Below are 26,191 nucleotides of genomic sequence, written 5' to 3'. Positions count from 1 at the left end.
AAATGATCACCACGCAACTCGCCAAAGGTTTGGCGCGTACCGCGCAATTGCTGTCGCGGGCGAAAGCGCTGCTGTTGGGCGTGATGTTACTGCCTCTGGCGGGACAGGCGCTGGCCAGCCAGCTCAACGACATCCAGTTCTCCGAGCTGCCGGGCAGTCGCCTGCAGCTGCGCCTGTCGTTCAGTGACGTGCCGCCGGAGCCCACCGGTTACACCATTGAGGAGCCGGCGCGGATCGTGATGGATTTCGCCGGTGTGGAAAGCGTGCTGCCGGAAAAAAAATACACGCTGGATATCGGTGCAGCGCGCAGCGCGGTAATTGTTTCCAGCGATGATCGCACCCGCCTGATTCTGAACCTGGATGAACTCCCGATTTATTCCAGTGAGCGCGTGGGGAATCAGGTGGTGCTCGAAGTGGGTGCGGATACCGCCACCACAGCCGCCGTTACCGCGGCACCGGTACATACCAGCACCAATATTGGCGGCAACGCGCAGTTCAAGCCCGCCGATAGTGTAGGCATCGATAACGTGGATTTCCGCCGCGGCGAAAGCGGTGAAGGCAAGGTGATCGTCAGCCTGACCGATCCCGCGGTAAACATCGATGTGGAGCGCACCAAGGGCAAGATTGTACTGACTTTCCTCGGCGCCGAACTGCCGCAGGAGTTGCGCCAGCGCCTGGATGTCACCGACTTTGCCACACCAGTTAACAGCGTCACCGTCGACTACGACGGGCGCAACACAGTGATCTCCGTCGATCCCAACGATAGCGATTACGACTATCTCGCCTACCAGGCGGACAATGAATATGTACTGTCGGTGAAACCACTGACCGTGGCGGAAGTGCGCGAGAAGAAAAAGGAATTCGAGTTCACCGGTGAAAAACTGTCGCTGAACTTCCAGGACATCGAAGTGCGCTCGGTGCTGCAGTTGATCGCAGACTTTACCGATCTCAACCTGGTCGCTAGTGATACCGTACAGGGCCGCATTACCCTGCGCCTCGACGGAGTCCCCTGGGATCAGGCACTGGAGCTGATCCTGAAGGCCAAGGGCCTCGACAAGCGTCAGGAAGGCAATGTGATCATGGTGGCGCCGGCCGCAGAGATCGCCGAGCGCGAACGTCGCGAACTGGAAACTCGCAAGCAGCTGGAAGAGCTGGCGCCCCTGCGCACCGAGTACATCCAGATCCGTTACGCCGATGCCCGCGAGCTGTTCACCCTGTTCGCCGGTGATCGCGGTGGCCAAGGCGGTGGTGGCGGCTTCGGCCAGGGCAACTTCGCCGGTGGCAACGAAGACCAGCAAGGTCGCAGTATTCTGTCCGCTCGCGGCAGCGCCATCGTCGATGATCGCACCAACACCATCATCCTGACGGACACCGAAGACAAGATCGCCCAGTTCCGTGAGCTGATTAATGCCATCGATATCCCCATTCGCCAGGTGATGATCGAAGCGCGTATCGTAACCGCGAATACCGATTTTATGCGCAACCTGGGTGTGCGCTGGAACTATACCGAAGATCACAATATCGATGACGACACCATTGGTATTGGCTCCGGTGGTCAATCGTCATCCAATGTGACCGGTGTCGGCTCGGTACCGGATGTGAGTGCGCCGATCAGTAGTCACTCGCCAATGTTGGTGGATTTAGGCTTGAGCGAGTCAGCCGGAAATGTTGCCTATGCAATCCTGAAGGATAACTTCTACCTCGGCCTGGAGCTGTCTGCGCTGGAAGATGTGGGCAAGGCGGAAATCGTATCCCAGCCCAAGGTGGTCACCGGGGACAAGCAGGAAGCGAGCATTCGCTCCGGTGTGGAGATTCCCTACCTGGAAGCGACTTCCTCTGGTGCGGCGTCCGTGACCTTCAAGGAAGCGGTGCTGCTGCTGAATGTAACGCCGCAGATCACCCCGGATGACAATATCATCATGAACCTGAACATCGACCAGAACAGTGTCGGTGAGCTGTTTACCAACGTGATTACTGGTGGGGAGATTCCCGCGATCAATATCAACTCCCTGCAGACCAAGGTACTGGTGGGTAACGGTGAGACCATCGTACTCGGCGGTATTTTCGAAGCCCAGACCCTGGAGGGGGAGACCAAGGTCCCGGTACTGGGGGATATTCCATTCCTCGGGCATCTGTTCAAGCGTACCACCCGTCAGAATGACAAGCGCGAGCTGCTGATTTTCATCACACCGCGCATTATGGAAGACGAGTTTCTCTCCTTCAGCAAGTGATCACTCAGCCAATCTTTCTGGTCGGCCCCATGGGGGCCGGCAAGTCCACTATCGGTAAACTGCTGGCAGCCCAGTTGGGGCTGCCTTTTGCCGATTCCGATAAAGTGCTCGAAGACCGCACCGGTGCCGATATTCCCTGGATATTCGACGTCGAGGGGGAGGCTGGGTTTCGCCGCCGCGAGCACGAAGTACTGCACGATCTGTGCACCGGGATTCCGCAGGTGATCGCCACTGGCGGTGGCATCGTGTTGCTGCCGGAAAACCGACAGCTACTGATCGGTAACGGCATGGTGGTTTATCTGCGCGCCAGTCTGGATCAGCTGGTTGAACGCACTTCCAAAAACAGCAATAGACCGCTGTTGCAGGTGGCGGACCCCCGGGCCAAGTTGCAGGAGATCCTCCAGCAGCGCGAGGCGTTCTATCTCGAGGTCTCGGACATGGTCTGCGATACCGACGACTGTACTCCGCGTCAGGCGGCGAACCTGGTGGCGGAGCGTTTGCAGCAGGGGCCGCTCTCTTCCTGACCGGTGTGAGTAAAGTGCATTCCCGGGGTGGGCGTGTCTCGCCCGGGAATTTCCGCTCGCCTGTGCTAAAGTGCTGCGCCTGTCGATCGTGTGCAGTAACTGTGTGCAAAAAAGGGAGTCCGTTATGCACAGCCTCAATGTTGACCTGGGAGAGCGCAGCTACCCGATTCTGATTGGTTCCGGCTTGCTCGGTAATGCGGAATTTCTGCGTACCCACATTCGTGGCCGCCAGGTTCTGGTGGTGACCAACGAAACCATCGCGCCACTGTATCTTGAAGGTTTACTGGAGAGCCTCGCGGGGTTCGACAAGGTCGATTCCGTCGCGCTGCCAGACGGCGAAGCGTTCAAAACCCTGGACACCCTCAACCGCATTTTCGATACCCTGCTGGAAAAGCGCCACGATCGCAGTACCACCATCGTGGCGCTGGGTGGCGGTGTCATCGGGGATATGAGCGGCTTTGCCGCGGCCTGCTATCAGCGCGGCGTGGACTTTGTGCAGATCCCCACAACCCTGCTGTCCCAGGTGGATTCCTCTGTGGGTGGCAAGACCGGGGTCAATCACCCGCTCGGCAAGAACATGATCGGCGCCTTTTACCAGCCGCAGCTGGTGCTGATCGATATTGACACCCTCACCACATTGCCAGACCGCGAACTCTCAGCGGGCATCGCCGAAGTCATCAAGTACGGCATGATCTGCGATGCCGAATTTTTTGCCTGGCTGGAAGTGAATATGGATCGCCTGCTGGCGCGGGATCCCGAGGCGCTGGCCTACGCGATACAGCGCAGCTGTGCGGACAAGGCGGCAGTGGTGGCGGAGGACGAGCGCGAGTCCGGCCGCCGTGCCATTCTCAATTTCGGCCACACGTTCGGGCACGCTATCGAGGCGGTGCAGGGATACGGCAACTGGCTGCACGGTGAAGCCGTCGCCGCGGGCATGGTGATGGCGGCAAAACTTTCCCAGTTGCGCGGCTGGATAGAGGCGGAAGACGTGGCGCGCCTGTCAGTGCTGCTAAGTAAAGCCAGTCTTCCGCAACAATCTCCCGCCAATATGGGGGTAGACGATTATCTGACCGCCATGTCTGTGGATAAAAAGGTACAGGATGGCAAACTGCGTCTGGTACTACTGCGCGCGCTCGGCGATGCCCGGGTCGTTGCCGACAGCCCCAGAGAGCAGCTGATAGAAGCGCTGCGCGCCTGCGGCGCTGAGTGACGAAATGACACGAATTGTTGCTGTGTGAGGATTCTTTAGCGAGTAGTCAATCTAAAAGAAGATAAATCGGTTAAAGGCGCGCTAAACAGCGTAAAAATCTGGCAATTCTTGCAATCGCAGGGGGGCACGAGTAATATTGCGCGCCCCCTCGGTGAAAGCCGGGATTGTGAGCCGACAACAACAAATGCACGCGCATTCAGAGCGCGTAACAAGAAGCCCCGCAAGCGGGCTTTTTTTGTCATAGGGGTAGCAAAAAGTCAGTGGAATCTGCGGCACCTCGGGCTCGAGACTTGATAAATAGTTCCCGCATCATGGCCTCAGGGCTGTGAACCGGACGTCAGACTGACCATTCGTGGCATTAAGGCATACGGTGCAATGGGGATAGCAATAACACTTTGAGGAATTCTATGGGTAGCGGTCTGTATCGATTGGATGAGTTCAAAGATAACTGCGGCTTCGGTCTGATTGCCCACCTGAAAGGGCAGACCAGTCACAAGTTGTTGGAGACGGCGATTGAGTCGCTGACCTGCATGACGCACCGCGGCGGTATTGCCGCCGACGGCAAAACCGGCGACGGCTGCGGCCTGCTGCTGCAGAAGCCGGACAGCTTCCTGCGCACCGTGGCGCAGGAGTCCTTCGGGCACGAATTGAGCCCGCTGTATGCCGTCGGTTCTATCATGCTGCCACTGGACGAGTCCGAGGCGGCCGATGCGCGCGCCATTCTCGAGCGCGCGGTGGAAGAGCAGGGTCTGAAAGTCGTTGGTTGGCGCGTGGTGCCCACCAACGAAGACTGCCTGGGCCCCATCGCCCGCGAATCCCTGCCGCGTTTCGAGCACCTGCTGATCGACAATGCCAGCGACGCCTACGATCAGGTGCACTTCAATGCGCGCCTGTTTGTAGCCCGCCGCAAGGCCGAGCAACAGCTGACCGATGCCACCTATATCGCCAGCTTCTCCACCTCGGTGCTGTCTTACAAGGGCCTGATGATGCCGGCAGACCTGCCGGCGTTCTTCCCGGACCTGGCGGATCCGCGTCTGGAGACCGCGATCTGTGTATTCCACCAGCGCTTCTCCACCAACACCATGCCGCGTTGGCCGCTGGCGCAGCCGTTCCGTATGCTGGCCCACAACGGTGAAATCAATACCATCACCGGCAACCGCAACTGGTCCGTGGCGCGCACCAACAAGTTCATCACCGATCTGGTGCCGGAACTGGCAGAACTGGCGCCGCTGGTTAACCGCGAGGGCTCCGACTCCTCCAGCCTCGACAATATGCTCGAGCTGCTCACCGTGGGTGGCATCGACATGCACCGCGCGATTCGCATGCTGGTACCGCCGGCGTGGCAGAACGTGGACACCATGGATGCGGACCTGCGTGCGTTTTACGAATTCAACTCTATGCACATGGAGCCGTGGGACGGCCCCGCCGGCCTGGTACTGACCGACGGCCGCCACGCGGTATGTACCCTGGACCGCAACGGCCTGCGTCCGTCGCGCTGGGTGATCACCAAGGACGACTTCATTACCGTGGCCTCCGAAGTGGGGACTTACCATTACGATCCGGCGGACGTGGTCGCCAAGGGCCGCCTGGGCCCGGGCCAGATCCTGTCTGTGGATACTTTGAAGGGCGAGCTGCGCCACACCGAAGATGTGGATAACCAGCTCAAGGACAGCCAGCCTTACCGCAAGTGGATGAAGGAAAAGGCGCGCCGTATCCGTTCCACTCTGGTCACCGCGCCGGTGGACAACAACTTCTCCATGGAGCAGTTCAAGGTCTACCAGAAGCTGTTCAGCTCCTCTCTGGAAGAGCGCGATCAGGTGATCCGTCCGCTGGCGGAAGCCGGTCAGGAAGCCGTGGGCTCCATGGGCGACGACACCCCGATGGCGGTACTGTCCGAGGGCAACCGCTGCCTGTACGACTATTTCCGTCAGCAGTTTGCCCAGGTTACCAACCCGCCCATCGACCCGCTGCGGGAAACCATCGTCATGTCCCTGGAGACCTGTCTGGGACGTGAAAAATCCGTATTCGAGCAGACCCAGGAGCACGCCGATCGTGTGATCCTGTCGTCCCCTGTGCTCTCACACATGAAGTACACCGCGCTGCTGGATCTGGGTCGCGAGGAGTTTACCGCGAAGGTATTCGACCTGAACTACGATCCGGCCGCGCTGGATTTGAAAGGGGCGATCGAGAAGCTGTGTAAAGATGTGGCGGATTCCGTGCGCAACGACGGCACCGCCATCGTGGTGCTGTCTGATCGCGAGATCGAAGACGGCAAGCTGCCCATCGATGCGCTACTCGCCACCGGCGCGGTGCATCACCACCTGGTATACAACGGTCTGCGCTGTGACTCCAATATCGTGGTGGATACCGCCACCGCGCGAGACTCGCACCAGCTGGCGTGCCTGATTGGCGTCGGTGCCACCGCGGTGCACCCGTATTTCTCCTACAGCATCATCAATCACCTGATCGAAACCGGTGAGTTGCTGCTGGATGCGGCTACTGCGCAGAAGAACTACCGCAACGGCATCATCAAAGGCCTGCTGAAGATCCTGTCCAAGATGGGTATCTCCGCCATTGCTTCCTACCGCGGTGCGCTGCTGTATGAAGTGGTGGGCCTGTCCCGCGACGTCATCGATCTGTGTTTCCCGGGCGTACCGGCGCGGGTTGTGGGTGCGGGCTTCAGTGAGCTGGAAGACGATATGCGAGCCCGCGCCAAACTGGCGTGGAAGTCGCGTAAGAAAGTTTCCCCCGGCGGCCTGCACAAATTTGTCTACGGCGAGGAATACCACGCGTTCAATCCGGACGTGGTGAAGGCGCTGCAGCAGGCGGTGCGCACCGGCGACTACGGCGCCTGGCGCGATTACGCCACGCTAGTGAACCAGCGTCCGGTGGCCACCCTGCGCGATCTGCTGGCGCTGAAGAAAGATGCCCAGCCGATTCCGCTGGAAGAAGTGGAGCCGGCGGAAAATATTCTGCGCCGCTTCGACTCCGCGGCGATGTCCCTCGGCGCCCTGTCGCCGGAGGCCCACGAGGCCCTGGCCCAGGCCATGAACCGCCTCGGTGGACGCTCCAACAGTGGTGAGGGCGGTGAAGACCCGGTGCGTTTCGGCACCGACAAGGTTTCCAAGATCAAACAGATCGCCTCCGGCCGTTTCGGCGTCACCCCGCACTATCTGGTGAACGCGGAAGTGCTGCAGATCAAGGTCGCCCAGGGCGCCAAGCCCGGTGAGGGTGGCCAGTTGCCCGGCGGCAAGGTGAACGAACTGATCGCGCGTCTGCGCTATTCCGTGCCTGGCGTGACCCTGATCTCGCCGCCGCCGCACCACGATATCTACTCTATTGAGGACTTGGCGCAGCTGATCTACGACCTCAAACAGGTCAATCCGGACGCGCTGGTGTCCGTGAAGCTGGTATCCCGTCCCGGCGTCGGCACCATTGCCGCGGGTGTGGCCAAGGCCTATGCGGATCTGATCACCATTTCCGGTTACGACGGCGGTACCGCGGCGAGCCCGATCACCTCCATCCGCTATGCCGGTTCCCCCTGGGAACTGGGGCTGGCGGAGACCCACCAGACCCTGCGTGCCAACGACCTGCGCGACAAGGTACGGGTTCAGACCGATGGCGGCCTGAAGAGCGGCCTGGATGTGGTCAAGGCGGCGATTCTCGGCGCTGAGAGTTTCGGCTTCGGCACCGCGCCGATGGTGGCGCTGGGTTGTAAGTACTTGCGCATTTGTCACCTGAACAACTGTGCCACCGGTGTCGCCACCCAGAACAAGGATCTGCGGGACGAGCACTATATCGGCACCGTGGAAATGGCGATGAACTTCTTCAAGTTTGTGGCCGAAGAGGTGCGCGAGTGGATGGCGGGCCTCGGCGTGCGTTCCCTTGATGAGCTGGTAGGTCGCGTGGATCTGCTGGAAGCGATCGAGGGCAAGACCGCCAAGCAGAAAACCCTGGACCTGTCGCCGCTGCTGCACACCGATGCGCTGCTCGACAGCAAGCCACAGACCTGTCAGCAGGCCAGGAACGCGCCTTGGGACAAGGGTGAGTTGGCGGAGCGTATGGTTGAAGAAACCCTGCCGGCGATTGAAAGCCTGTCCGGTGGTGAATTCAGTTTTGACGTCACCAACTGCGACCGCTCTATTGGTGCGCGCCTGTCCGGCGAGATCGCCAAACGTCACGGTAATCAGGGCATGGTAGAGGCTCCGATCAAGTTGCGTCTGTCCGGCGTTGCCGGCCAGTCTTTCGGTGTGTGGAATGCCGGCGGCCTGGAGATGATTCTGGATGGCGATGCCAACGACTACGTGGGCAAAGGCATGGCCGGCGGCAAGCTTGTGATCCGTCCGCCCCAGGGCAGCGCTTTCGCCTCCAACGACACCAGCATTGTCGGTAACACCTGCCTGTATGGTGCCACCGGCGGCAAACTGTTCGCTTCCGGCTGTGCCGGTGAGCGCTTCGGGGTGCGCAACTCCGGTGCCTTTGCGGTGGTGGAAGGCGCGGGCGATCACTGTTGTGAATACATGACCGGCGGCATGATCGCGGTGCTGGGCAAGACCGGGGTCAACTTCGGCGCCGGTATGACTGGCGGTTTTGCCTACGTGTTGGATATGGATCGCGACTTCTTCGACAAGTGCAACCACGAGCTGATCGAGCTTAGGCGTATCAACAGTGAGTCTCTGGAGGAATACCAGAGCCACCTGCGCGAAGTGATCGAGGAATTCGTCGCGGAAACCGGTAGTGCCTGGGGGCAGGAACTGCTGGAGAACTTCGACGATTACCTCAATAAATTCTGGTTGGTGAAGCCCAAGGCTGCCAGCCTCGCCGGACTGCTGTCCGATGTACGCAAGCGCGGCGAATAAGGGGGAGATTTACCTATGTCACAGCGTCTGAACAACGATTTTCAGTTTATCGACGTGGGCCGAGTGGACCCCGCCAAGAAAGACATCATTACCCGCACCAACCAGTTTGTGGAGATCTACCAGCCGTACACCGAAAAGCAGGTGGCGAGCCAGTCTCACCGCTGCCTGGATTGCGGCAATCCCTACTGTGAGTGGAAGTGCCCGGTACACAACTACATCCCCAACTGGTTGCGCCTGGTCAGTGAGGGCAACCTGATGGAAGCGGCGGAGTTGTGTCACCAGACCAACTCCCTGCCGGAAGTCTGCGGCCGCGTGTGTCCACAGGATCGCTTGTGTGAAGGGGCCTGTACCCTGAACGACGGCTTCGGTGCGGTAACCATCGGCAATGCGGAAAAGTACATTACCGATACCGCCTTCGCCCTCGGCTGGCGTCCGGACCTGAGCCACGTCACCAAAACTGACAAGCGCGTCGCCGTGGTCGGTGCCGGCCCCGCAGGCCTCGCCTGTGCGGACGTGCTGGTGCGCAATGGCGTGCAGCCGGTGGTGTTTGACAAGTACCCGGAAATCGGTGGCCTGCTGACCTTCGGTATTCCCGAATTCAAGCTGGAAAAATCCGTGATGCAGCAGCGTCGTGCGATCTTTACCGAGATGGGTGTGGAATTCTGCCTGGAAACTGAGATCGGCAAGGACATCAGCTTCGATCAGCTGATGGAAGACTACGATGCGGTGTTCCTGGGGATGGGTACTTACAATTACATGAAGGGCGGTTTCCCCGGTGAAGACCTGCCCGGTGTTTACGATGCGTTGCCGTTTTTGGTGGCGAACGTGAACCGCAACATGGGTTGGGAGAAGCGCCCGGAAGATTTCATTTCTGTGGAAGGCAAGCGCGTTGTGGTACTCGGTGGTGGTGACACCGCGATGGATTGTAACCGTACGTCCATCCGTCAGGGTGCCAAGCGCGTGACCTGTGCTTACCGCCGCGATGAGGAAAACATGCCCGGTTCCCGCCGTGAGGTGGCGAATGCGAAGGAAGAGGGGGTTAAATTCCTGTTCAACCGTCAGCCGGTGGAGATCGTCGGTGATGGCAAGGTGGAAGGCGTGAAGGTGGTGACCACCCAGTTGGGTGAGCCGGATGAGAATGGTCGTCGTCGTCCGGAGGTGGTTCCGGGTTCCGAGGAAATTGTGCCGGCGGATGTGGTACTGGTGGCCTTCGGCTTCCGTCCGAGCCCTGCGGAGTGGTTCGGTGACCACAAGATCGATACTGCCGATTGGGGTGGCGTTGTGGCGCCGGAAGAGCAGGAATACAAGTTCCAGACTTCCAACGAAAAAATCTTTGCCGGTGGCGATATGGTGCGGGGTTCCGACCTTGTGGTGACTGCCATCTGGGAAGGGCGTCAGGCTGCTGAGGGTATTCTCGATTTCCTCGAAGTCTAATTTCGTAGCTCTCTGAGGCATCTTTCTGTGCCGTGGTGCCGCTAGCGAGTTAGGTGGCGGTACTACTGCCGGTAAAAGGTTGCCAGACACGCCGTGAACCCATCCCTGGGGGCTCTGCAAAAACATCCTGTTTTTGAAGGTCTGGCAACCTTTTACCGGCAGCAGTACCTTTGATTCAGGCTTCAGCGCTTAAGCTGAACCACGGACGGGTTTCTCCGTATTATCAAATTGCACTTGAGCCAGATGCGAAGGCTTTGATACCGGGTGCACCTTTGCGAAACCTTCACCGCCATGGATGGCGGTGCAGAGCCCCCAAGGATGGGTGCACGGCGTGTTTCGCAAAGGTGCACCCGGTAGCGAAGCCGCCACTAGACCTCCCGAAAGCGAACCACCAAACCTCACTAGCCCACCCCAACCACCCGCATAAACTCCCGGTCACCCACACATCTGTCCTATTCCGCCTCCCATGAGTACAATGGCCGCCCATTTACCCAGCCGTTGTGATCATGTCCGAATCCCAGTTCGCCCCGCTTAAAAACGACCGTTTCCTCCACGCCCTGCAGCGCCAGCCCGTCGACCGCACACCCATGTGGATGATGCGCCAGGCCGGCCGCTACCTGCCCGAATACCGCGCCACCCGTGAAAAAGCCGGCTCCTTTATGGACCTGTGCCGCAATACCGAACTGGCCTGCGAAGTCACCATGCAACCTCTGGAACGGTTCCCCCTGGATGCCGCCATCCTGTTCTCCGACATCCTCACCATCCCCGACGCCATGGGGCTCGGGCTGTATTTTGTGCAGGGAGAAGGCCCCAAATTCAAAAAGCCCGTGCGCACCAGTGCCGATATCGCAGCGCTGGAAGTCGTGAATACTGCCCGGGATCTCAGCTACGTCACCGACGCCGTCACCGCCATCCGCCACGAACTGAATGGTCGCGTGCCGCTGATCGGCTTTTCCGGCAGCCCCTGGACCCTGGCCACCTACATGATCGAAGGTGCCTCCAGCCGGGATTTTGCCCGCGCCAAGGAAATGCTCTACAACCGCCCCGAAGACATGCACCAGCTGCTGAGCGTGTTGGCGGATTCAGTAATCGATTACCTCAACGCCCAGATCCGCGCCGGTGCCCAAGTGGTACAGATATTCGATACCTGGGGTGGGGCGCTGGGTCACAGTGCCTACCGCGAATTTTCCCTGCAGTATATGGAGCGTATCGTGCAGGGGCTGATCAAGGAGCACGACGGCCGTCCGGTGCCGGTGATTCTGTTCACCAAAGGCGGCGGTCAGTGGCTGGAGGCCATGGCGGATACCGGTGCGACGGCGTTGGGGCTGGATTGGACCACGGATATCGCCCAGGCGCGCGCCCGCGTGGGTGACAAGGTGGCGCTGCAGGGCAATCTGGATCCGGCGATTTTGCTGGCGAGCCCCGAGCGTATCCGGCAAGAAGTGGCCACATGTCTGGCTGCGTTTGGCCAGGGCAGCGGCCATATTTTCAATCTTGGTCACGGCGTTACACCGCAGGTGGATCCCGCCCATGCCGGTGCAATGTTTGAAGCGGTTGCGGAACTGTCTCCTCAATATCATCCGTGACCGGGAGCGAAACTGGTAAGTAAGCACTTACTGACCAGCTTTACGTGATGCATATCACGAATATACTGTCTACCAGCAAGTAAACTTGTGTGACAATTGTCCCGGCTCTGGCATTGCCAGAGCCGGGCTTTTGTGTCTCGGCCCTGCCGTTACCCGGCCGAAGCTATTGTATATACAGAACAAAAATACGCGGCAGCTATCAAGTGGCAATCCAACAAGCGAAGGTATTCGTTGAAGACCTGCAGCGGGGCATGTTTGTGTCCCGCCTGGACCGCCCGTGGACGCGTACTCCCTTCGCTTTGCAGGGCTTCTATATCCGCGACATGGAAGAGATCCGCCAGCTGCAGAAATACTGCCGCTATGTCTATGTGGACGTGATCAAGACGGTCGGGGATGTGGGGGTCAAACTGCGCAAACTGACCCGCGCGGCCAGCGAGCAGGCCGCAGCGGCGCCAGTCGGACGCAGCAGTCGGCGTGTACCGGTGGTGATTGACTGCAAGCCGGTACAGATCCGTCACGCCACCTACGCGGCTCCGGCTCCTGCCCGCGGTGAAGCGGCGAAAGCGCGTCACCTCCACGAGCGTATTATTCGCGGCATGCACGAGGTGATGGTGCAGGTGCGCAGTGATCGTCCACTGCCAACCGCCGCGGTCGGCCAGGTTGTGACCAGCATGGTTGACAGTATCCTGCGCAGCCCGGATGCATTTTCCTGGCTCGCGCGGGTGCGGGAGAAAGACGAGCATACCTACAGTCATTCGATCCGTGCTGCGATCTGGGCGGTCGTCTTCGGGCGGCATATTGGACTGCAACGAACGCAGCTGATGCAGCTTGGTATGGCTACCCTGCTGAAGGATGTGGGAAAACTGTATCTGACGGACGAGCTACTGAAAGCCAGTAAACGCGAGCCCCGTGAAGAACTGGAATACCGGCGGTTTGTGGATTACAGCGTAAAGGTATTGTCGTCGGATTCGAATATTGATCAGCAGGTGCTGACCATCGTCCAGTGCCACAAAGAACAGCACGACGGCAGTGGTTACCCACGCGGATTACGCGGCGGGCAGATTCCCGTGTTGGCACGCTTGTGTGGGATTGTGACTTTCTATGATGAGGCCACCAATCCTCGCGGTGCCGAATTTCCACTGTCGCCGTCGAAGGCCGTTGCCGAGCTGTATGGATTGCGGGACTCCGCTTTTCAGGGGCAGCTGGTGGTGGAGTTTATCCAGTCTATCGGGCTTTACCCTACCGGGACGCAGGTGGAGCTTTCCACCGGAGAGGTGGCCGTGGTGCTGGAGCAGACCTATCAGAAGCGTTTGAAACCAAAAGTGATGCTGGTTACGGATGCGGATAAAAAGTTGCTCGCAAAGCCCCGCGTATTCGATATGGCCGCAGACGATGCGCGTAAACAGAAGCTGGTAGATAAAGGGAAAAAGTCCCTGCACGATGCCGGTTTTATCACCATCGCCAAAGATCTGGATCCCGGTCGGTATCCCGGTATTGATGTCGCTGCGGTGCGGGACCAGTACCTGTTTCAGCGGCGCATACCGGCATTTCTTGCCCGCTTTATTCCCCAATCCCAGCCCTGAATCAAGGGCGTCTCCTTATTATTTCATTACCACTTCGGTGCGCTGATAACTTGTACGCCCTGCTGACAGGGTGAGCAGACTGGAGACCGATACGGTCAAAACCAGCAACAGCGACAGATCGGTAACCGACCAGCCTCGATCCAGCAGAAATCCTGCCAGCAGCGGGGATGCTGCGGTGGAAAGTACCATGGCCGATTGAGAAACCGCGCGAATAGCGCCGAGGTGGCTACTACCGTATCGCTCGGGCCACAAGGCACTGCCGGCGGTACCGGTGCCCGCCTGGGCGATGCCGATCAGGCTCAGATACGCATAGGGCACCCACGTCTGCTCGACAAAAGCCAATAGCAACAGCGCTGCGACCATGGGGATCAATGCCAGCGGCAGGCTGCGCTGAGCGCCAAAGCGATCCACGAGGCTGCCGGCAAACAGCAGTGCCAGCCAATGGCCTGCGGCGTAACCGCCAAATGCACCGGCGAGCACCGACAACGACCAGCCCCGCCCCTCGGCAATAGCGCCCTGGTGAAACAGAATTGCCGTCACCACAAATGGGGTCATCAGTGCAGCGGGCAACAGACAGTAAAAGCCACGGTCTCTGAGCACTTGTGCGCGGGTGAAATCGCGGTCGTTATCTGTTGATTCTGTCGCTGCGCTTTTGACTTCCCTTCCTGCATCACCCGCGAGCCACAGCAGCGTGGGCAGCACCAGTAGCAGCAGTATCACCACGGCAATAATCCACACGCTGCGCCAGCCACTGATCGGAATCAACAGCGAGCCGCTGGTGGGTAACAGTGCTTCGGCGATGGGGAAGCCCAGCGCGGCGAGCGCAATCACCTTGCCGCGATCGGCGGTAAAGTAGCGCCCCGCGGTGGTCATGCCCATATGGGTCATAAAGCCCTGGCCGGCAAAGCGCAGCAGAAAAAATCCGGGCAGTAACATCCACGCGCTCTGTGTCAGTGCCAGTGTCAGGCAGCCCGCACTCAACAAGACGGTGCCGAATATGGCCACGCGTTTTAACGGCCAACGATCCACCAGGGTGCCGGCACCGAGTAATACAAATGCGGACAGCAGGGTGGCGGCACTGTAACTGGCGCCGTAGGCGCTGTTACTCAACTGGAATTCCTCCCGCAGGGCGCCGCCGAAAATGGCGATAAAAAATGTCTGCCCGAAACCGGAGGCGGCGACCGCCACCAGTGCGAAGAAGGCGAGTTTGGGGTTGTTGCGGATAAATATGGGAACTGCGGGCATGTTTTCTGCTGATAGTGTGGTGGGACGCAGGATCGACGTTTGGGTGGCGGTGCCGCTACCGGGTACTTGTTTGCGAGACACGCCGTGAACCCATCCATGGGGGCTCTTCTGCGAGATCCCTCTCGCAGAAGGTCTCGCAAACAAGTACCCGGTATCGGTACCTTAGATTTTGACTATGTGCTTCGGTGGGACTACCGGGTAATTCGATTGCGGTTAAATCAGATCCCCAAAATGCTCACCCATTTTCACCGGTGTTTCTGCGGCAAGCTCTTCGAGCCAGTTCACCTTGTCGGCACCGAACAGCAACACCACGGTAGAGCCGAGTTTGAAACGGCCCATTTCTTCGCCTTTTTTCAGGGCGATGGGTTTCTGTTCGTCGTAGCGGGTGGTGCGGATCTGGCGCTTGATGGGGGCGACCTGTCCGGCCCACACGGTTTCGATGGCAGCGACGATCATGGCACCGACGAGGATCATGGCCATAGGGCCGGCGGCGGTGTCGAAGATGCACACGAGGCGTTCATTGCGGGCGAACAGGCGCGGGACGTGGGCGGCGGTGGTGGTGTTGACGGAGAAGAGGTCGCCGGGGACGTAGATCATGCGTTGCAGTACGCCATCTAAGGGCATGTGTACGCGGTGGTAGTCTTTGGGTGATAGATAAACGGTGGCGAATTTGCCACCGGTAAACTGCGCTGCGATTTCGGGATCGCCGCCGACGAGTTCGAGCAGGCTGTAGTCCTGGCCTTTGGCCTGGAAGATGCGTCCGTTGTGGATTTCGCCCAGTTGGCTGATGGCGCCGTCGGCGCAGCCGGCGATGGTGTTTTCGCCTTCGACGATGGGGCGGGCGTCGTCTTTTAAGGCGCGGGTGAAGAAGTCGTTGAAGCAGGTGTAGGCGGTGTAATCTTCTTCCTGCGCTTCACGCATGTCGACTTTGTATTTTTCCACAAACCATTTGGTGAATGGATTTTTGATGCCGCCAATACGGGTTTCTGCCAGCCACCCCGCGACGCGAGAGAGCAGGTGTTGGGGGGTGATGTATTGCAGGAAGATAAACAGTTTCGGGTGCATTGGGGGATCGGGTCCTGTGGGGCGCTAGGATTCGGGGCCCCTTTTGTTCACGTTTTGTGGCGGCTGGGCACCGGGTATTTGTTTTCGAAACCGCTGTGAATACATCCATGTAGGCTGCGTCGGCGACGTCCCTGTCGCCGACGCTTTCGAAAACAAATCCCCGCCGCCCAGCCTTCGCTTTGAAGATTTTACTTCGCTAGTCAGTTTGGAATCGTCGTATCGATGCCTCGTCATTCCCGCGAACGTGGGAATCCAGTAATCAGTGGCACGAACTTAGTTTTCCACCGGCGTATCCGGCAGGTTACCCCACTCACTCCAGGAGCCCGGATAGGCCACAATCGGAAATCCGAGGGATTTGCCAACCAGCCAAGTAAACGCGGAGCGGTGGTGGCTCTGGCAGTGGGTGGCGATTTGTTTGTTGCCGTCGATACCCAGTTTTGCGAGAAACTCTCTGGCATCGGTGCGGATGCGCAGGTCGCGCTGTGGATCCATCAATTGGGTCCAGTCGCAGTTGATCGCGCCGGGGATGTGGCCGCCTTTCATGGCCAGGGCTTTTTCGCCGCTGTATTCGCCGGGGGAGCGGGCGTCCCAGATTTGCAGATCGTGGCTGTCCAGCCGCTGCTGGATCTGATCCGCGTCGATCATTGGCGCGTCGGCTGCGATGGTGATTTCGATGTCGCTGGGGGTGACGCTGACGTCGTCGGTTGACAGCGGCAGGCCGGCGCCTTTCCAGGCGTGCATGCCGCCGTTCAGGTAGCTGTATTTTTTGTGGCCGATGACTTCCAGGGTCCACAGCAGGCGTCCGGCCCAGCCGCCGCCTTCGTCGTCGCAGGCGACGATGTGGGTGTCGGGGGTGAGGCCGATGGCGCGGAAGATCTGGGTCAGACGTTCGATCGACGGCAGTTTGCCCGGCGCCGGCGGGGTGCCCGCGAGCAGGGCCTGGAACGGCAGGCCGAGGGCGCCGGGGATGTGGCCGGCGAGGTAGTTCTGCGGGCTGCTGAGGTCGACGACGCGGACCTCTTCGTGTTCCAGCAGTGGTGCCAGTTGTTCCGGTTCCAGAATCAGGGGGATATCACTCACTTCCATTTCCTTTTGATTTGGACCTATTCATTTTCCAGGCTGTTGCGTACGTGCAGGTAGCTGTCCATACGTCGTTGGCTGATGTCGCCGCGTTCCAGTGCTTCCTGAATCGCGCAACCGGGTTCGCTCTGGTGGCGACAGTCGCGGAAGCGGCAGTGGCCGATAAATGGGCGAAATTCGGCGAAGCCTTCGATCAGCTCCTGTTCGCTCATGTGCCAGAGGCCGAACTCGCGGATGCCCGGGGAGTCTATCAGATCGCCGCCACTGGGCAGATGAAACAGTTCCGCGGCGGTGGTGGTGTGGGTACCTTTGCCGGTGGCTTCGGACAGCTCGCCGATGCGGGCGTCGGTGCCGGGCAGCAGGCCGTTGATCAGGGAGGATTTACCCACCCCGGACTGGCCGACAAATACGCTGGTGCCCTGGGCCAGGGTGTCGAGCAGCTGTTCCAGTCCTTCGCCGGTTTTGGTGGATAACTGCAGTACCGGGTAGCCTAGATCGGGGTAGGGGCGCAGCAGTTCTTCGAGATGTGCGCGATTAGTGTCGTCGATCAGGTCGATTTTGTTCAGCAGTAACAGCGGCTGGATACCAGTGGTCTCCGCGGCCACCAGATAGCGGTCGATGGCGTTGGCGAAGGGTTCGGGGTAGGGGGCGATGACGATCAGGATGCGGTCGATATTCGCGGCCACGGTTTTCATATCGCCGTAGCGGTCCGGGCGCTGCAGTTCGGAGTGTCTCTGCAGCCGCGCACCCACCACGCCGAGGCCGCCGGTAGATTCGCCGGTGGCGGGGCGCCAGGCTACCCTGTCGCCGGTGACCAGGGTGTCGATATTGGAGCGCACATGGCAGCGCTGTCGCAGCTCGCTTCCGTCCTGATTCTGGGCCTGGTTCTGGGCCTCGCTCTCCACGAGCACCTGGGTGCCGTAGTTGGCGATTACCAGCCCGGTCTGTTCCGCGCCGAGGTCGCCTTCTTCCTCGGCCTGGCTCAGGGTCTGTTCTTTCTTGCGCGCGCGGGCTTCCCGCTCCTGCTGGATCTTGGCGATGCGCCATTGCTGGCGGCGGTTGAGTTTGCGTTTGCTCATAGATCCAGTAGATCGCTCGGTTTATGGAAAGTGGCGGATTATAACTTGCATCAATAGGGGATTGCGGTACCTTGCTTCATTTGCCGTATTTTGCCCGGCCTTTACCCGCTGACTTCCGCTGGAGTGGGCGGACAGACAGGAGACTATTGTGGATCAGAATAATCTGATCTGGATCGATCTGGAAATGACCGGCCTCGATCCCGAGAAAGAGCGCATCATCGAGATTGCGACGGTGGTGACGGATGCGCGCCTGAATGTGCTGGCGGAGGGGCCGGTGATGGCGATCCACCAGAGCGATACGCTGCTGAATGCGATGGATGACTGGAATACGGAGCAGCACGGTGGTTCCGGTCTGGTGGCGCGGGTGAGGGAGTCGCAGATCTCCGAGCACCAGGCGGAGCGGGAGACGATCGAGTTCCTGCAGCAGTGGGTGCCGGAGGGGGCGTCGCCGATGTGTGGCAATTCCATCGGTCAGGATCGTCGTTTTCTGGTGAAGTACATGCCGTTGCTGGAGCAGTATTTCCACTATCGCAATCTGGACGTAAGCTCCGTCAAGGAACTGGCGCGCCGCTGGCGGCCGGATGTGCTGGAAGGGGTGAAAAAGACTTCATCGCATCTGGCGCTGGATGATATTCACGATTCCATCAATGAGCTGAAGCACTATCGGGAGCACTTTTTCCGGATGGGCTGAGAGGTGCCTTCGGGCGCGGTGGTATGGGTGCTCTTTACTCAGTTCGGTGGCGGCCGGCTACCGGGGGCGGGTTTTCAGGACCGCTGTGAATACATCCATGTAAGCTGCGGCGCAAACATCCTGTTTGCGACGCTCCTGAAAACCCGCCCCCGCCACCCGGCCTTAGCTTTCAACTGAATATCTTCGTAAGAGCGTCCTGAATGCAGAATTCATTTGATCCATGGTGAATATGGCTTACGAAGCAGGAAAGTAAAAATTGAAGGTGGAGTGACGGGGATCTGTTTTCAAAAGCGTCGGCGACAGGGACGTCGCCGCCGCAGCGTACAGGGATGTATTCACAGCGGTTTTGAAAACAGATACCCGGCGCTCCGCCGCCACAGGATCAGCAACAGAGCCAACTACCTCTGCGCCATCAGAACGAGATCAAGCCCGTTTGATCTTCCGCTTCCGCCGCCGCCCACTGCGCAACCGCTCCAGCGCCCACTCAATATGCTCCGCCACCAGCGGCGTGGCCGTCTCCAGGGCACCCTCCAGAACGGCAATGACCTCAGGCGTCGCGTCGGCATTCCCCAGCGCAACCGCCAGATTCCGTTGCCAGCGCTCAAACCCGATCCGGCGTATCGCCGAACCCTCGGTCTTTTTCAGAAACTCCTTCTCCGTCCACTGAAACAGATCCACCAGCTCGCCACTGTCCAGCCCATGCCGCGGGTGAAAGTCCTGCTCCGCTGTGGGCTTGGCAAACTTGTTCCAGGGGCAGATGATCTGGCAATCGTCGCAACCGAACACCCGGTTGCCTATGGGCTCGCGGAACTCCAGCGGGATCGGACCCTTGTTCTCAATGGTGAGATAGGAAATACAGCGGCGGGCATCCAAGGTGTGGGCCCCCACAAACGCATCTGTGGGGCACACCTTCAGGCAGGCGGTGCACTCGCCACATTGATTGGTCTCGGTACTTTTATCCACAGGCAGTGGCAGGTTGGTGTAGATCTCACCGAGGAAAAACCAGCTGCCGGCCTGGCTGTTGATGACCATGCAGTTCTTGCCGATCCAGCCCAGCCCCGCCTTTTCCGCCAGTGCCCGCTCCATCACCGGTGCACTGTCAGTAAACGCGCGGCCGCTGGATGCGATGTCGCGCTCGGCGCAGAAACGGTCGACCTGCTGTGCCAGTTGCGCCAGCCGTTTGCGGATCAGCTTGTGGTAATCGCGGCCGTTGGCGTAGCGGGAGACGTAGGCCTTGTCCGGGCTTTTGAGGATTTTGACCGGCTCGGTGTCCGGCGGAAGATAGTCCAGGCGGACGCTGATTACCCGCAGGGTACCTTCTTCCAACAGCTCCGGTCGCCAGCGCTTTTCCCCGTGAGCACCCATCCACTCCATATCGCCGTTATAGCCCGCATCCAGCCACTGCTGCAGGCGCTCGCCGTGCTGTTCCAGATGGCAGTCGGTAATCCCCACCTGTTGGAAACCCAGCTCCCGTCCCCACACGCGGATCTGTGCGGCCAGCTCGGTGAGCAGGGCGGGATCGATAGTCGGGGAGGGTTCGGAGGGCATGGACGAAAGATACTCACTGGTCGGGAACGAATAGGGGGCCGAATTGGCGGCTGAAAACGCTATAATTGGCGCTATTTTGCCACAGTTTAAAAAGTGACCACAGTCGCAGGTCGCTCCGTTGGAAACCGTTAGGACTTTATGGATAGCCAGACTCACACCGGCGCAACCGCGCCGCAGAAACTCTACACCGCCGCCGCTGTACAGGAACTGGACCGACTGCTGATCAGTCAGCAGCAGATTCCCGGGCTGACTTTGATGAAGCGCGCCGGTCGCGCCGCGTTTGATCGCCTGCGGGCGCACTGGCCGGAAGTAAACCGGATCCAGGTGTTCTGCGGTGGGGGCAACAACGGCGGCGACGGCTACGTGATCGCCGGGCTCGCCGCCCAGCGCAAACTGCCGGTGGTGGTGTATACCGCGGTGTCGCCGGAGAAACTGACGGGGGATGCCCTCGAGGCCTATCGCTTTGCCGAGCGCGAGGGCGCGACCATGGTGTCGGATCTCGCTGAACTCTCCACTGCGGACGGTAACGCCGTACTGGTGGACGCACTGCTCGGTACCGGTTTCAGCGGCGAGCTGCGCGCGCCGGTAGATACCGCGGTGGCCCATATCAACGCATCCGCGGCACCGGTGCTGGCGGTGGATATTCCCTCCGGACTGAATGCGGACAGCGGCGCCGCCGGGGAAGCGGTGCAGGCAGATCTGACGGTGACTTTTATCGGTCGCAAGACCGGGCTGTACCTGGGGCGCGGCCCGGCGCTCACTGGCGAGGTGATTTTCGATGACCTTTCCGCCAGCGATACGGTCTACCACAAGGTGCCGGCCCACCTGCACCGTTTCGATGGCGGCAGCCTCGAGCAATTGCCGGTGCGCGCCGCAGACAGTTACAAAAACCAGTTTGGCCATGTGATGGTGGTGGGTGGTGATCACGGTTATGGCGGCGCCGCGCTGATGGCCTCGGAGGCCGCCGCTCGCGCCGGCGCCGGTCTGGTCTCGCTGGCCAGTCGTCCGGAGCATGTGGCCGCCGCGCTCACCCGCTGCCCGGAAGTGATGGCGCGGCCGGTGGTATCCGGTCAGGAGCTGGAGCCATTGTTGGAATTGCCCAGCGTGATCGCCGTCGGTCCCGGCCTGGGGCAATCCCCCTGGAGTGAACAGTTACTGGCCCGCGCCGGTCGCACCGAAGCGGCGTTAGTACTGGATGCGGACGCACTGAACATTCTCGCCGGCGGTCGCGTACTGGCCGGTGTGCAGCGGGACGATTGGGTACTGACACCGCATATCGGCGAAGCGGCACGACTGCTGAATACCAGCAAGGCGGAAGTTGTTACCGACCCGGTGGCCGCCGCGCGCGCGATTCAGCAGAAATTCAGCGGCGTGGTGATACTTAAAGGCGCCGGCACCCTGATCGCCCATGCCGATGGGGTGGACCTGATCAACAGCGGCAACCCGGGCATGGCCTCCGGCGGTATGGGCGACCTGCTCACCGGCGTGATCGCCGCGCTGATTGCTCAGGGCATGACGCTGCCGGCAGCGGCGCGCCTGGCAGTCTGGCTGCACGGTGAGGCGGGCAATCGCGCCGCCGCGGAAGGCGGGCAGCGGGGACTACTGGCTACCGACTTGCTGTCGCACATCCGCAGGCTGGTGGATTGAGGTGGTATCGATATGACCGATTCTTTGCGTGAGCCTCTGGAGGCGCCCTGGGAGCTGTATCTGGCCGATGAGGCTGCCACCGTTGCTGCCGGTGAAGTGCTGGGACGGGCCTGCAGTGACAGTGGACTCGAACGCGGTCTGGTGATCTTTCTCGGCGGCCAGCTGGGTGCGGGCAAGACCACGTTCAGTCGCGGCGTACTGCGTGCGTTCGGCCATCGCGGCGCAGTGAAAAGTCCGACGTATACTCTGGTGGAGCCGTACGAGTTCAGCGACAGTCGGGTCTACCATTTCGACCTGTACCGTCTGGGCGACCCGGAAGAGCTGGAGTACATGGGGGTGCGGGACTATTTTGGCCCCGGCAATATGAGTCTGGTGGAGTGGTCGGAGCGCGGCGTCGGCGTACTGCCGGAACCGGACCTGAAAGTAGTGCTGAATCTGCATGGTACTGGCAGGGCGCTCACAGTCCGTGCAATGAGCGATACTGGCAATCGGGTGTTGGGTCTCATGCAGCCGTCTCGACAGGGCCCCGGGAGTGATCGGGGGGCGGCCGCCGATCAGCAGGATGGCTGGTAAAAAACCGTGACATGATTTCCGGCGTGAGTTGCTGGTAGTAGTAGAGATTGGACAGATCGACAGGGCGATAATAATGATCCGAGCAGGACAGCCGCAGGGAGTGCGCAGATTGATTCCGGGATTGGTGGCCGTGGTGAATGCGTTGCTATTGGCAGCCACTGCGCTGCCGGCGATGGCCGCGGAAGTGGAAGGTGTCCGCCTGTGGCGCGCGCCGGACCACACCCGCCTGGTGTTCGACCTCGACGGGCCCGCCGAGCACAAACTGTTTACCCTGGATAATCCACATCGCGTGGTCATAGATATCAGTGATTCCCGGCTTAGCGGCTCCACCGACGACCTGCCTCTGACTGATACTCCCATCGCCGGTGTGCGCCACGCGGTAAAAAACAAACGCGATCTGCGGGTGGTACTGGATCTCAAGCAGGCGGTGAACCCCCGTAGCTTTGCCTTGCGTCGCGTTGAGAACAAGCCCGACCGATTGGTGGTGGACCTGCACGACCGCGACAAGGTGGAAGAGAAAACCATCGAGCACGTGGGCAGTGAGCGGGACATCGTTATTGCCATCGATGCCGGTCACGGCGGTGAAGACCCCGGCGCTCTGGGTCCCGGTGGGCTGCGGGAAAAAGACGTAGTGCTGGCCATCGCCCGCTATCTGCACAAATCCATCGAACGCCAGCCGGGCTTCACCGCCAAGCTGGTGCGCACCGGGGATTACTATATTCCCCTGCGCGGGCGGGTGAAAAAAGGCCGCGAAATGCGTGCCGACCTATTTGTCTCCCTGCACGCCGATGCGTTCACCCGTAAGGATGCCCGCGGTGCCGGTGTCTACGCCGTATCCTCCCGCGGCGCCACCAGTGAGACCGCTCGCTTTCTCGCCCAGCGGGAAAACGAATCCGACCTGATTGGCGGTGCCGGCAGCCTGAGCCTGAGCGACAAGGACGATACCCTGGCCGGCGTGTTACTGGACCTGTCCATGACCGCCACCATGAATGCGAGCCTGGATATCGGCAGTAGTGTATTGAGCGCTATCGGCAGCTTTACCCATCTGCACAAGAAGAAGGTGGAGCAGGCGAACTTCTCGGTACTGCGCAATCCGGACGTGCCGTCGATTCTGGTGGAAACCGGGTTTATCACCAACCCGCAGGAGGCCCGCCGCTTGCGCGACCCTTCGTTCCAGAAGCGCATGGCGGAAAAACTCAGCGACGGTATAGTGGCGCACTTCACCGGGCGGCCACCGGCGGGCAGCTGGCTGGCGGCGAACGCCGACCGGATTGATCGCAAGCATACGATTGCCCGGGGTGATACCCTGTCCGGCATTGCGGCCCGCTACAACATTTCCGTGTCGGAGCTTAAACAGGCCAATGGGATGCAGACTTCCATGATCCGCGTGGGGCAGACTTTGACCATTCCTTCTGGTTGAATTGTGTGGTTCTGTGCTGCGGCCACGGGCTCTGTAGTTTACTGTTGAGGCGGCAGGTTGCTGGGGATGGGTTTTCAAAACCGCTGCAAGTACATCCATGTAAGCTGCGACGGCGACGTGGCCCGGCCGCTTCAACGCGGCGCCTTCGGCCCCTGTCGCCGACGCTTTTGAAAACCCATCCCCAGCATCCTGCCTTCGCATCAAAGAATCGTGGTTTCGACTATCGACTGACGAAGTAAATAATCCCGAATTGAAGCCAGAGTGCCGGGGATAAGTTTTTGGAAGCGTCGCAAACAGGATGTTTGCGCCGCAGCGCCCAGGGATGGGTTCACAGCGATTCCAAAAACTTATACCCGGTGCTCTGGCGCCACAGACTAACTTAGAACCCCTGATGAAAAGTGGCTGGGGTTAACTCCCAAAGCACCAATTTTTCCCATGTCAGAAAACATCGCGCTACTGTCCCCAAGACTCGCCAACCAGATCGCCGCCGGTGAGGTGGTGGAGCGCCCTGCATCGGTGATCAAAGAGCTGCTGGAAAACAGCCTCGACGCCGGCGCCACGCGACTGGAAGTGGACCTGGATGCGGGCGGCGTGAAGCGCATGATGGTGCGGGATAACGGTAAGGGCATCGAGAAAGACGACCTGCACCTGGCACTGGCCCGCCACGCCACCTCCAAAATTCACGCCCTCGAAGATCTGGAAGCCGTCAGTACCCTCGGCTTTCGCGGTGAAGCGCTGGCCAGTATCTCCTCCGTCGCCAGGCTTACCCTCACCAGCAGCCGCGAAGAAACCGGCAAAGGCTGGGTCGTATCCGCCGAAGGCCGCGAAATGGAAACCCAGCTCGCCCCCGCCGCCCATCCCCGCGGCACCACCGTCGAAGTGCGCGACCTGTTTTTCAACACCCCCGCGCGCCGCAAATTTTTGCGCACCGAAAAAACCGAATTCAATCGCGTCGACGACACCATCAAACGTCTCGCCCTGTCGCGCTTCGACGTCTCCATCAGCCTGCGCCACAACGGCAAAGGCGTACACAACCTGCGTGGCGGTACCAGCCGGGCGGAAAAGGAGCGCCGCGTGGCGCAGCTGTGCGGGCCCGCCTTTATGCAGAATGCGCTGCATATCGAAATGGAGCGCAACGGCCTGCGCCTGTGGGGGTGGGTGGCGGAGCCGGCGTTTTCCCGCTCCCAGGCCGACCTGCAGTTTTTCTACGTCAACGGCCGCGCGATCCGCGACCGGGTAGTGAGCCACGCCGTGCGTCGTGCCTTTGCCGACGTGTTGTACCACGGCCGCCACCCCGCCTTCGTGTTGTATCTGGAACTGGATCCGGCCTCCGTGGACGTCAATGTGCACCCCACCAAACACGAGGTGCGCTTCCGCGACAGCCGCCTGGTACACGATTTCCTGTTCGGCTCCCTGCACCGGGCGCTGGCAGATGTGCGTCCCGGACAGCGGGATGAGAATGACGTGCCAGAACCGCAGGCGTCCGGCGTTGCTGCCGGAGAGTTTGGCGGACAGGAGCGGATGCCACTGTCCCAGGCGCCGACAACCGCGACCGCGCAGACTTCGGGACAGATGGGCGGCGGCTTTGCCCCCTCTGGCGGGTTCGGCGACCGGGCCACACCGGCGCGGATCCAGCAACAGATGCAGGGCTACGGCACCCTGCATCAACCCTATGGGGGGGGCGTCGCCGAGGCGCCGGTGGTCAATCCGGCACAGCCCGCCTGGAACCCGGGGTTGCCCACGGAAGAGGCCGGAGAGTCTCCGCCCCTGGGTTTCGCCATCGCCCAGTTACACGGCATCTATATCCTGGCGCAAAATGAACAGGGCATGATCGTGGTGGACATGCACGCGGCCCACGAGCGGATTGTCTACGAGCAGATGAAAACCGCCCACGCGGCCGGCGGGATTCAGGCGCAGCCATTGCTGGTGCCGGTAAGTCTGGCGGTGAGCGAGCGCGAGGCGGATTGTTTTGAAGAGAGTGGGGAGGTGTTCACCGCGCTCGGCTTTGTGCTGCAGCGCGCGGGGCCGGAAACCCTGATGGTGCGCCAGGTGCCGAGCATGCTGCACGGTGCGCCGGTGGAGCAGTTGGTGCGCGATGTACTGGCGGACCTGCTGACCGAGGGCAGCAGCGACCGCATCGGCAACCGCATCAACGAAGTGCTGTCCACCATGGCCTGTCACGGCTCCGTGCGCGCCAATCGCAAGTTGACCATCCCGGAAATGAACGCTCTGTTGCGGGATATGGAGCGCACCGAGCGCAGTGGACAGTGCAACCACGGCCGTCCCACCTGGACGCAGGTTAAGCTGGTGGATATGGATAAATGGTTTTTGCGTGGCCAATAAACCCACTGCGCGGATGCTTGGCGGCGTCCGCTAGCCCGGTCAGAATGCTCATGTACTGTAAGTACACTCCGCT

The 26,191-nt window shown here is 60.4% G+C and carries 17 protein-coding genes; 12 read left to right on the top strand and 5 right to left on the bottom strand.

What is annotated here, in order from left to right; genetic code table 11:
- Positions 1 to 2 precede the first annotated feature (2 nt).
- The 7 genes from pilQ (at position 3) to LPW13_RS14700 (ending at position 13,427) form a co-directional block, all read left to right on the top strand.
- A complete protein-coding gene (gene pilQ, locus LPW13_RS14730) occupies positions 3 to 2,231 on the top strand; it encodes a type IV pilus secretin PilQ (protein WP_230436530.1) in 2,229 nt (742 codons plus the stop codon).
- A complete protein-coding gene (locus LPW13_RS14725; RefSeq protein ID WP_230439207.1) occupies positions 2,231 to 2,755 on the top strand; it encodes a shikimate kinase in 525 nt (174 codons plus the stop codon). The genes pilQ and LPW13_RS14725 overlap by 1 nt, the downstream gene beginning before the upstream one ends.
- A 124-nt stretch (positions 2,756 to 2,879) precedes the next feature.
- Positions 2,880 to 3,965, top strand: a complete 1,086-nt coding sequence (gene aroB, locus LPW13_RS14720) for a 3-dehydroquinate synthase (RefSeq protein WP_230436528.1) — start codon at positions 2,880 to 2,882, stop codon at positions 3,963 to 3,965.
- A 407-nt stretch (positions 3,966 to 4,372) separates the two neighbouring features.
- A complete protein-coding gene (gene gltB, locus LPW13_RS14715; RefSeq protein WP_230436526.1) occupies positions 4,373 to 8,824 on the top strand; it encodes a glutamate synthase large subunit in 4,452 nt (1,483 codons plus the stop codon).
- Positions 8,825 to 8,839: 15 nt separating this feature from the next.
- Complete coding sequence (locus LPW13_RS14710) at positions 8,840 to 10,258, top strand: FAD-dependent oxidoreductase (protein ID WP_230436524.1); 1,419 nt, start codon at positions 8,840 to 8,842, stop codon at positions 10,256 to 10,258.
- Between the two features lie 506 nt (positions 10,259 to 10,764).
- Positions 10,765 to 11,844, top strand: coding sequence for a uroporphyrinogen decarboxylase (gene hemE, locus LPW13_RS14705; RefSeq protein WP_230436522.1), 1,080 nt, complete (start codon positions 10,765 to 10,767; stop codon positions 11,842 to 11,844).
- Between the two features lie 203 nt (positions 11,845 to 12,047).
- A complete protein-coding gene (locus LPW13_RS14700) occupies positions 12,048 to 13,427 on the top strand; it encodes an HD-GYP domain-containing protein (RefSeq protein WP_230436520.1) in 1,380 nt (459 codons plus the stop codon).
- 18 nt (positions 13,428 to 13,445) lie between these two features.
- Here LPW13_RS14700 and LPW13_RS14695 read toward each other — a convergent pair whose 3' ends face one another.
- The 4 genes from LPW13_RS14695 to rsgA form a co-directional block, all read right to left on the bottom strand.
- The gene (locus LPW13_RS14695; protein WP_230436519.1) at positions 13,446 to 14,672 is read right to left on the bottom strand and encodes an MFS transporter; all 1,227 of its coding nucleotides are present in this window, start codon (positions 14,670 to 14,672) and stop codon (positions 13,446 to 13,448) included.
- Between the two features lie 213 nt (positions 14,673 to 14,885).
- A complete protein-coding gene (asd, locus tag LPW13_RS14690) occupies positions 14,886 to 15,737 on the bottom strand; it encodes an archaetidylserine decarboxylase (RefSeq protein WP_230436517.1) in 852 nt (283 codons plus the stop codon).
- Positions 15,738 to 16,010: 273 nt separating this feature from the next.
- Positions 16,011 to 16,823 carry a sulfurtransferase gene (locus LPW13_RS14685; protein WP_230436515.1) on the bottom strand — a complete coding sequence of 271 codons (813 nt, stop codon included), beginning with the start codon at positions 16,821 to 16,823 and terminating at the stop codon, positions 16,011 to 16,013.
- Positions 16,824 to 16,840: 17 nt separating this feature from the next.
- Complete coding sequence (rsgA, locus tag LPW13_RS14680; protein ID WP_230436513.1) at positions 16,841 to 17,896, bottom strand: small ribosomal subunit biogenesis GTPase RsgA; 1,056 nt, start codon at positions 17,894 to 17,896, stop codon at positions 16,841 to 16,843.
- Between the two features lie 148 nt (positions 17,897 to 18,044).
- Between rsgA and orn the strand changes: the two genes are divergently transcribed.
- The gene (orn, locus tag LPW13_RS14675; protein ID WP_268932654.1) at positions 18,045 to 18,587 is read left to right on the top strand and encodes an oligoribonuclease; all 543 of its coding nucleotides are present in this window, start codon (positions 18,045 to 18,047) and stop codon (positions 18,585 to 18,587) included.
- Between the two features lie 423 nt (positions 18,588 to 19,010).
- Here the strand turns inward: orn and queG are convergent, their stop codons facing one another.
- Complete coding sequence (queG, locus tag LPW13_RS14670; RefSeq protein WP_230436511.1) at positions 19,011 to 20,135, bottom strand: tRNA epoxyqueuosine(34) reductase QueG; 1,125 nt, start codon at positions 20,133 to 20,135, stop codon at positions 19,011 to 19,013.
- Between the two features lie 138 nt (positions 20,136 to 20,273).
- On the opposite strand from queG, the gene LPW13_RS14665 reads away from it, so the two are divergent.
- The 4 genes from LPW13_RS14665 to mutL all read left to right on the top strand — a co-directional run bounded on the left by LPW13_RS14665 (position 20,274) and on the right by mutL (position 26,118).
- On the top strand, positions 20,274 to 21,782 hold the full coding sequence (locus tag LPW13_RS14665) for an NAD(P)H-hydrate dehydratase (RefSeq protein ID WP_230436510.1): 1,509 nt from the start codon (positions 20,274 to 20,276) through the stop codon (positions 21,780 to 21,782).
- 12 nt (positions 21,783 to 21,794) lie between these two features.
- On the top strand, positions 21,795 to 22,355 hold the full coding sequence (gene tsaE / locus LPW13_RS14660; RefSeq protein ID WP_230436508.1) for a tRNA (adenosine(37)-N6)-threonylcarbamoyltransferase complex ATPase subunit type 1 TsaE: 561 nt from the start codon (positions 21,795 to 21,797) through the stop codon (positions 22,353 to 22,355).
- Between the two features lie 73 nt (positions 22,356 to 22,428).
- On the top strand, positions 22,429 to 23,775 hold the full coding sequence (locus LPW13_RS14655) for an N-acetylmuramoyl-L-alanine amidase (protein ID WP_377563387.1): 1,347 nt from the start codon (positions 22,429 to 22,431) through the stop codon (positions 23,773 to 23,775).
- A gap of 435 nt (positions 23,776 to 24,210) precedes the next feature.
- The gene (gene mutL, locus LPW13_RS14650) at positions 24,211 to 26,118 is read left to right on the top strand and encodes a DNA mismatch repair endonuclease MutL (RefSeq protein ID WP_230436506.1); all 1,908 of its coding nucleotides are present in this window, start codon (positions 24,211 to 24,213) and stop codon (positions 26,116 to 26,118) included.
- Positions 26,119 to 26,191 lie beyond the last annotated feature (73 nt).

The organism is Microbulbifer celer (assembly GCF_020991125.1).
Classification (GTDB): domain Bacteria; phylum Pseudomonadota; class Gammaproteobacteria; order Pseudomonadales; family Cellvibrionaceae; genus Microbulbifer; species Microbulbifer celer.
The sequence above is the reverse complement of the archived record's forward strand: the minus strand, read 5'-3'. Positions and strand labels throughout refer to the sequence as shown.

What these genes read in the sequence shown, in the direction of transcription:
- asd (WP_230436517.1), bottom strand. Translation starts at nt 15,737, where the DNA reads ATGCACCCGAAACTGTTTATCTTCCTGCAATACATCACCCCCCAACAC.
- LPW13_RS14695 (WP_230436519.1), bottom strand. Translation starts at nt 14,672, where the DNA reads ATGCCCGCAGTTCCCATATTTATCCGCAACAACCCCAAACTCGCCTTC.
- hemE (WP_230436522.1), top strand. Translation starts at nt 10,765, where the DNA reads ATGTCCGAATCCCAGTTCGCCCCGCTTAAAAACGACCGTTTCCTCCAC.
- mutL (WP_230436506.1), top strand. Translation starts at nt 24,211, where the DNA reads ATGTCAGAAAACATCGCGCTACTGTCCCCAAGACTCGCCAACCAGATC.
- gltB (WP_230436526.1), top strand. Translation starts at nt 4,373, where the DNA reads ATGGGTAGCGGTCTGTATCGATTGGATGAGTTCAAAGATAACTGCGGC.
- LPW13_RS14710 (WP_230436524.1), top strand. Translation starts at nt 8,840, where the DNA reads ATGTCACAGCGTCTGAACAACGATTTTCAGTTTATCGACGTGGGCCGA.
- aroB (WP_230436528.1), top strand. Translation starts at nt 2,880, where the DNA reads ATGCACAGCCTCAATGTTGACCTGGGAGAGCGCAGCTACCCGATTCTG.
- LPW13_RS14655 (WP_377563387.1), top strand. Translation starts at nt 22,429, where the DNA reads ATGATCCGAGCAGGACAGCCGCAGGGAGTGCGCAGATTGATTCCGGGA.
- tsaE (WP_230436508.1), top strand. Translation starts at nt 21,795, where the DNA reads ATGACCGATTCTTTGCGTGAGCCTCTGGAGGCGCCCTGGGAGCTGTAT.
- queG (WP_230436511.1), bottom strand. Translation starts at nt 20,135, where the DNA reads ATGCCCTCCGAACCCTCCCCGACTATCGATCCCGCCCTGCTCACCGAG.
- rsgA (WP_230436513.1), bottom strand. Translation starts at nt 17,896, where the DNA reads ATGAGCAAACGCAAACTCAACCGCCGCCAGCAATGGCGCATCGCCAAG.
- LPW13_RS14665 (WP_230436510.1), top strand. Translation starts at nt 20,274, where the DNA reads ATGGATAGCCAGACTCACACCGGCGCAACCGCGCCGCAGAAACTCTAC.
- pilQ (WP_230436530.1), top strand. Translation starts at nt 3, where the DNA reads ATGATCACCACGCAACTCGCCAAAGGTTTGGCGCGTACCGCGCAATTG.
- LPW13_RS14685 (WP_230436515.1), bottom strand. Translation starts at nt 16,823, where the DNA reads ATGGAAGTGAGTGATATCCCCCTGATTCTGGAACCGGAACAACTGGCA.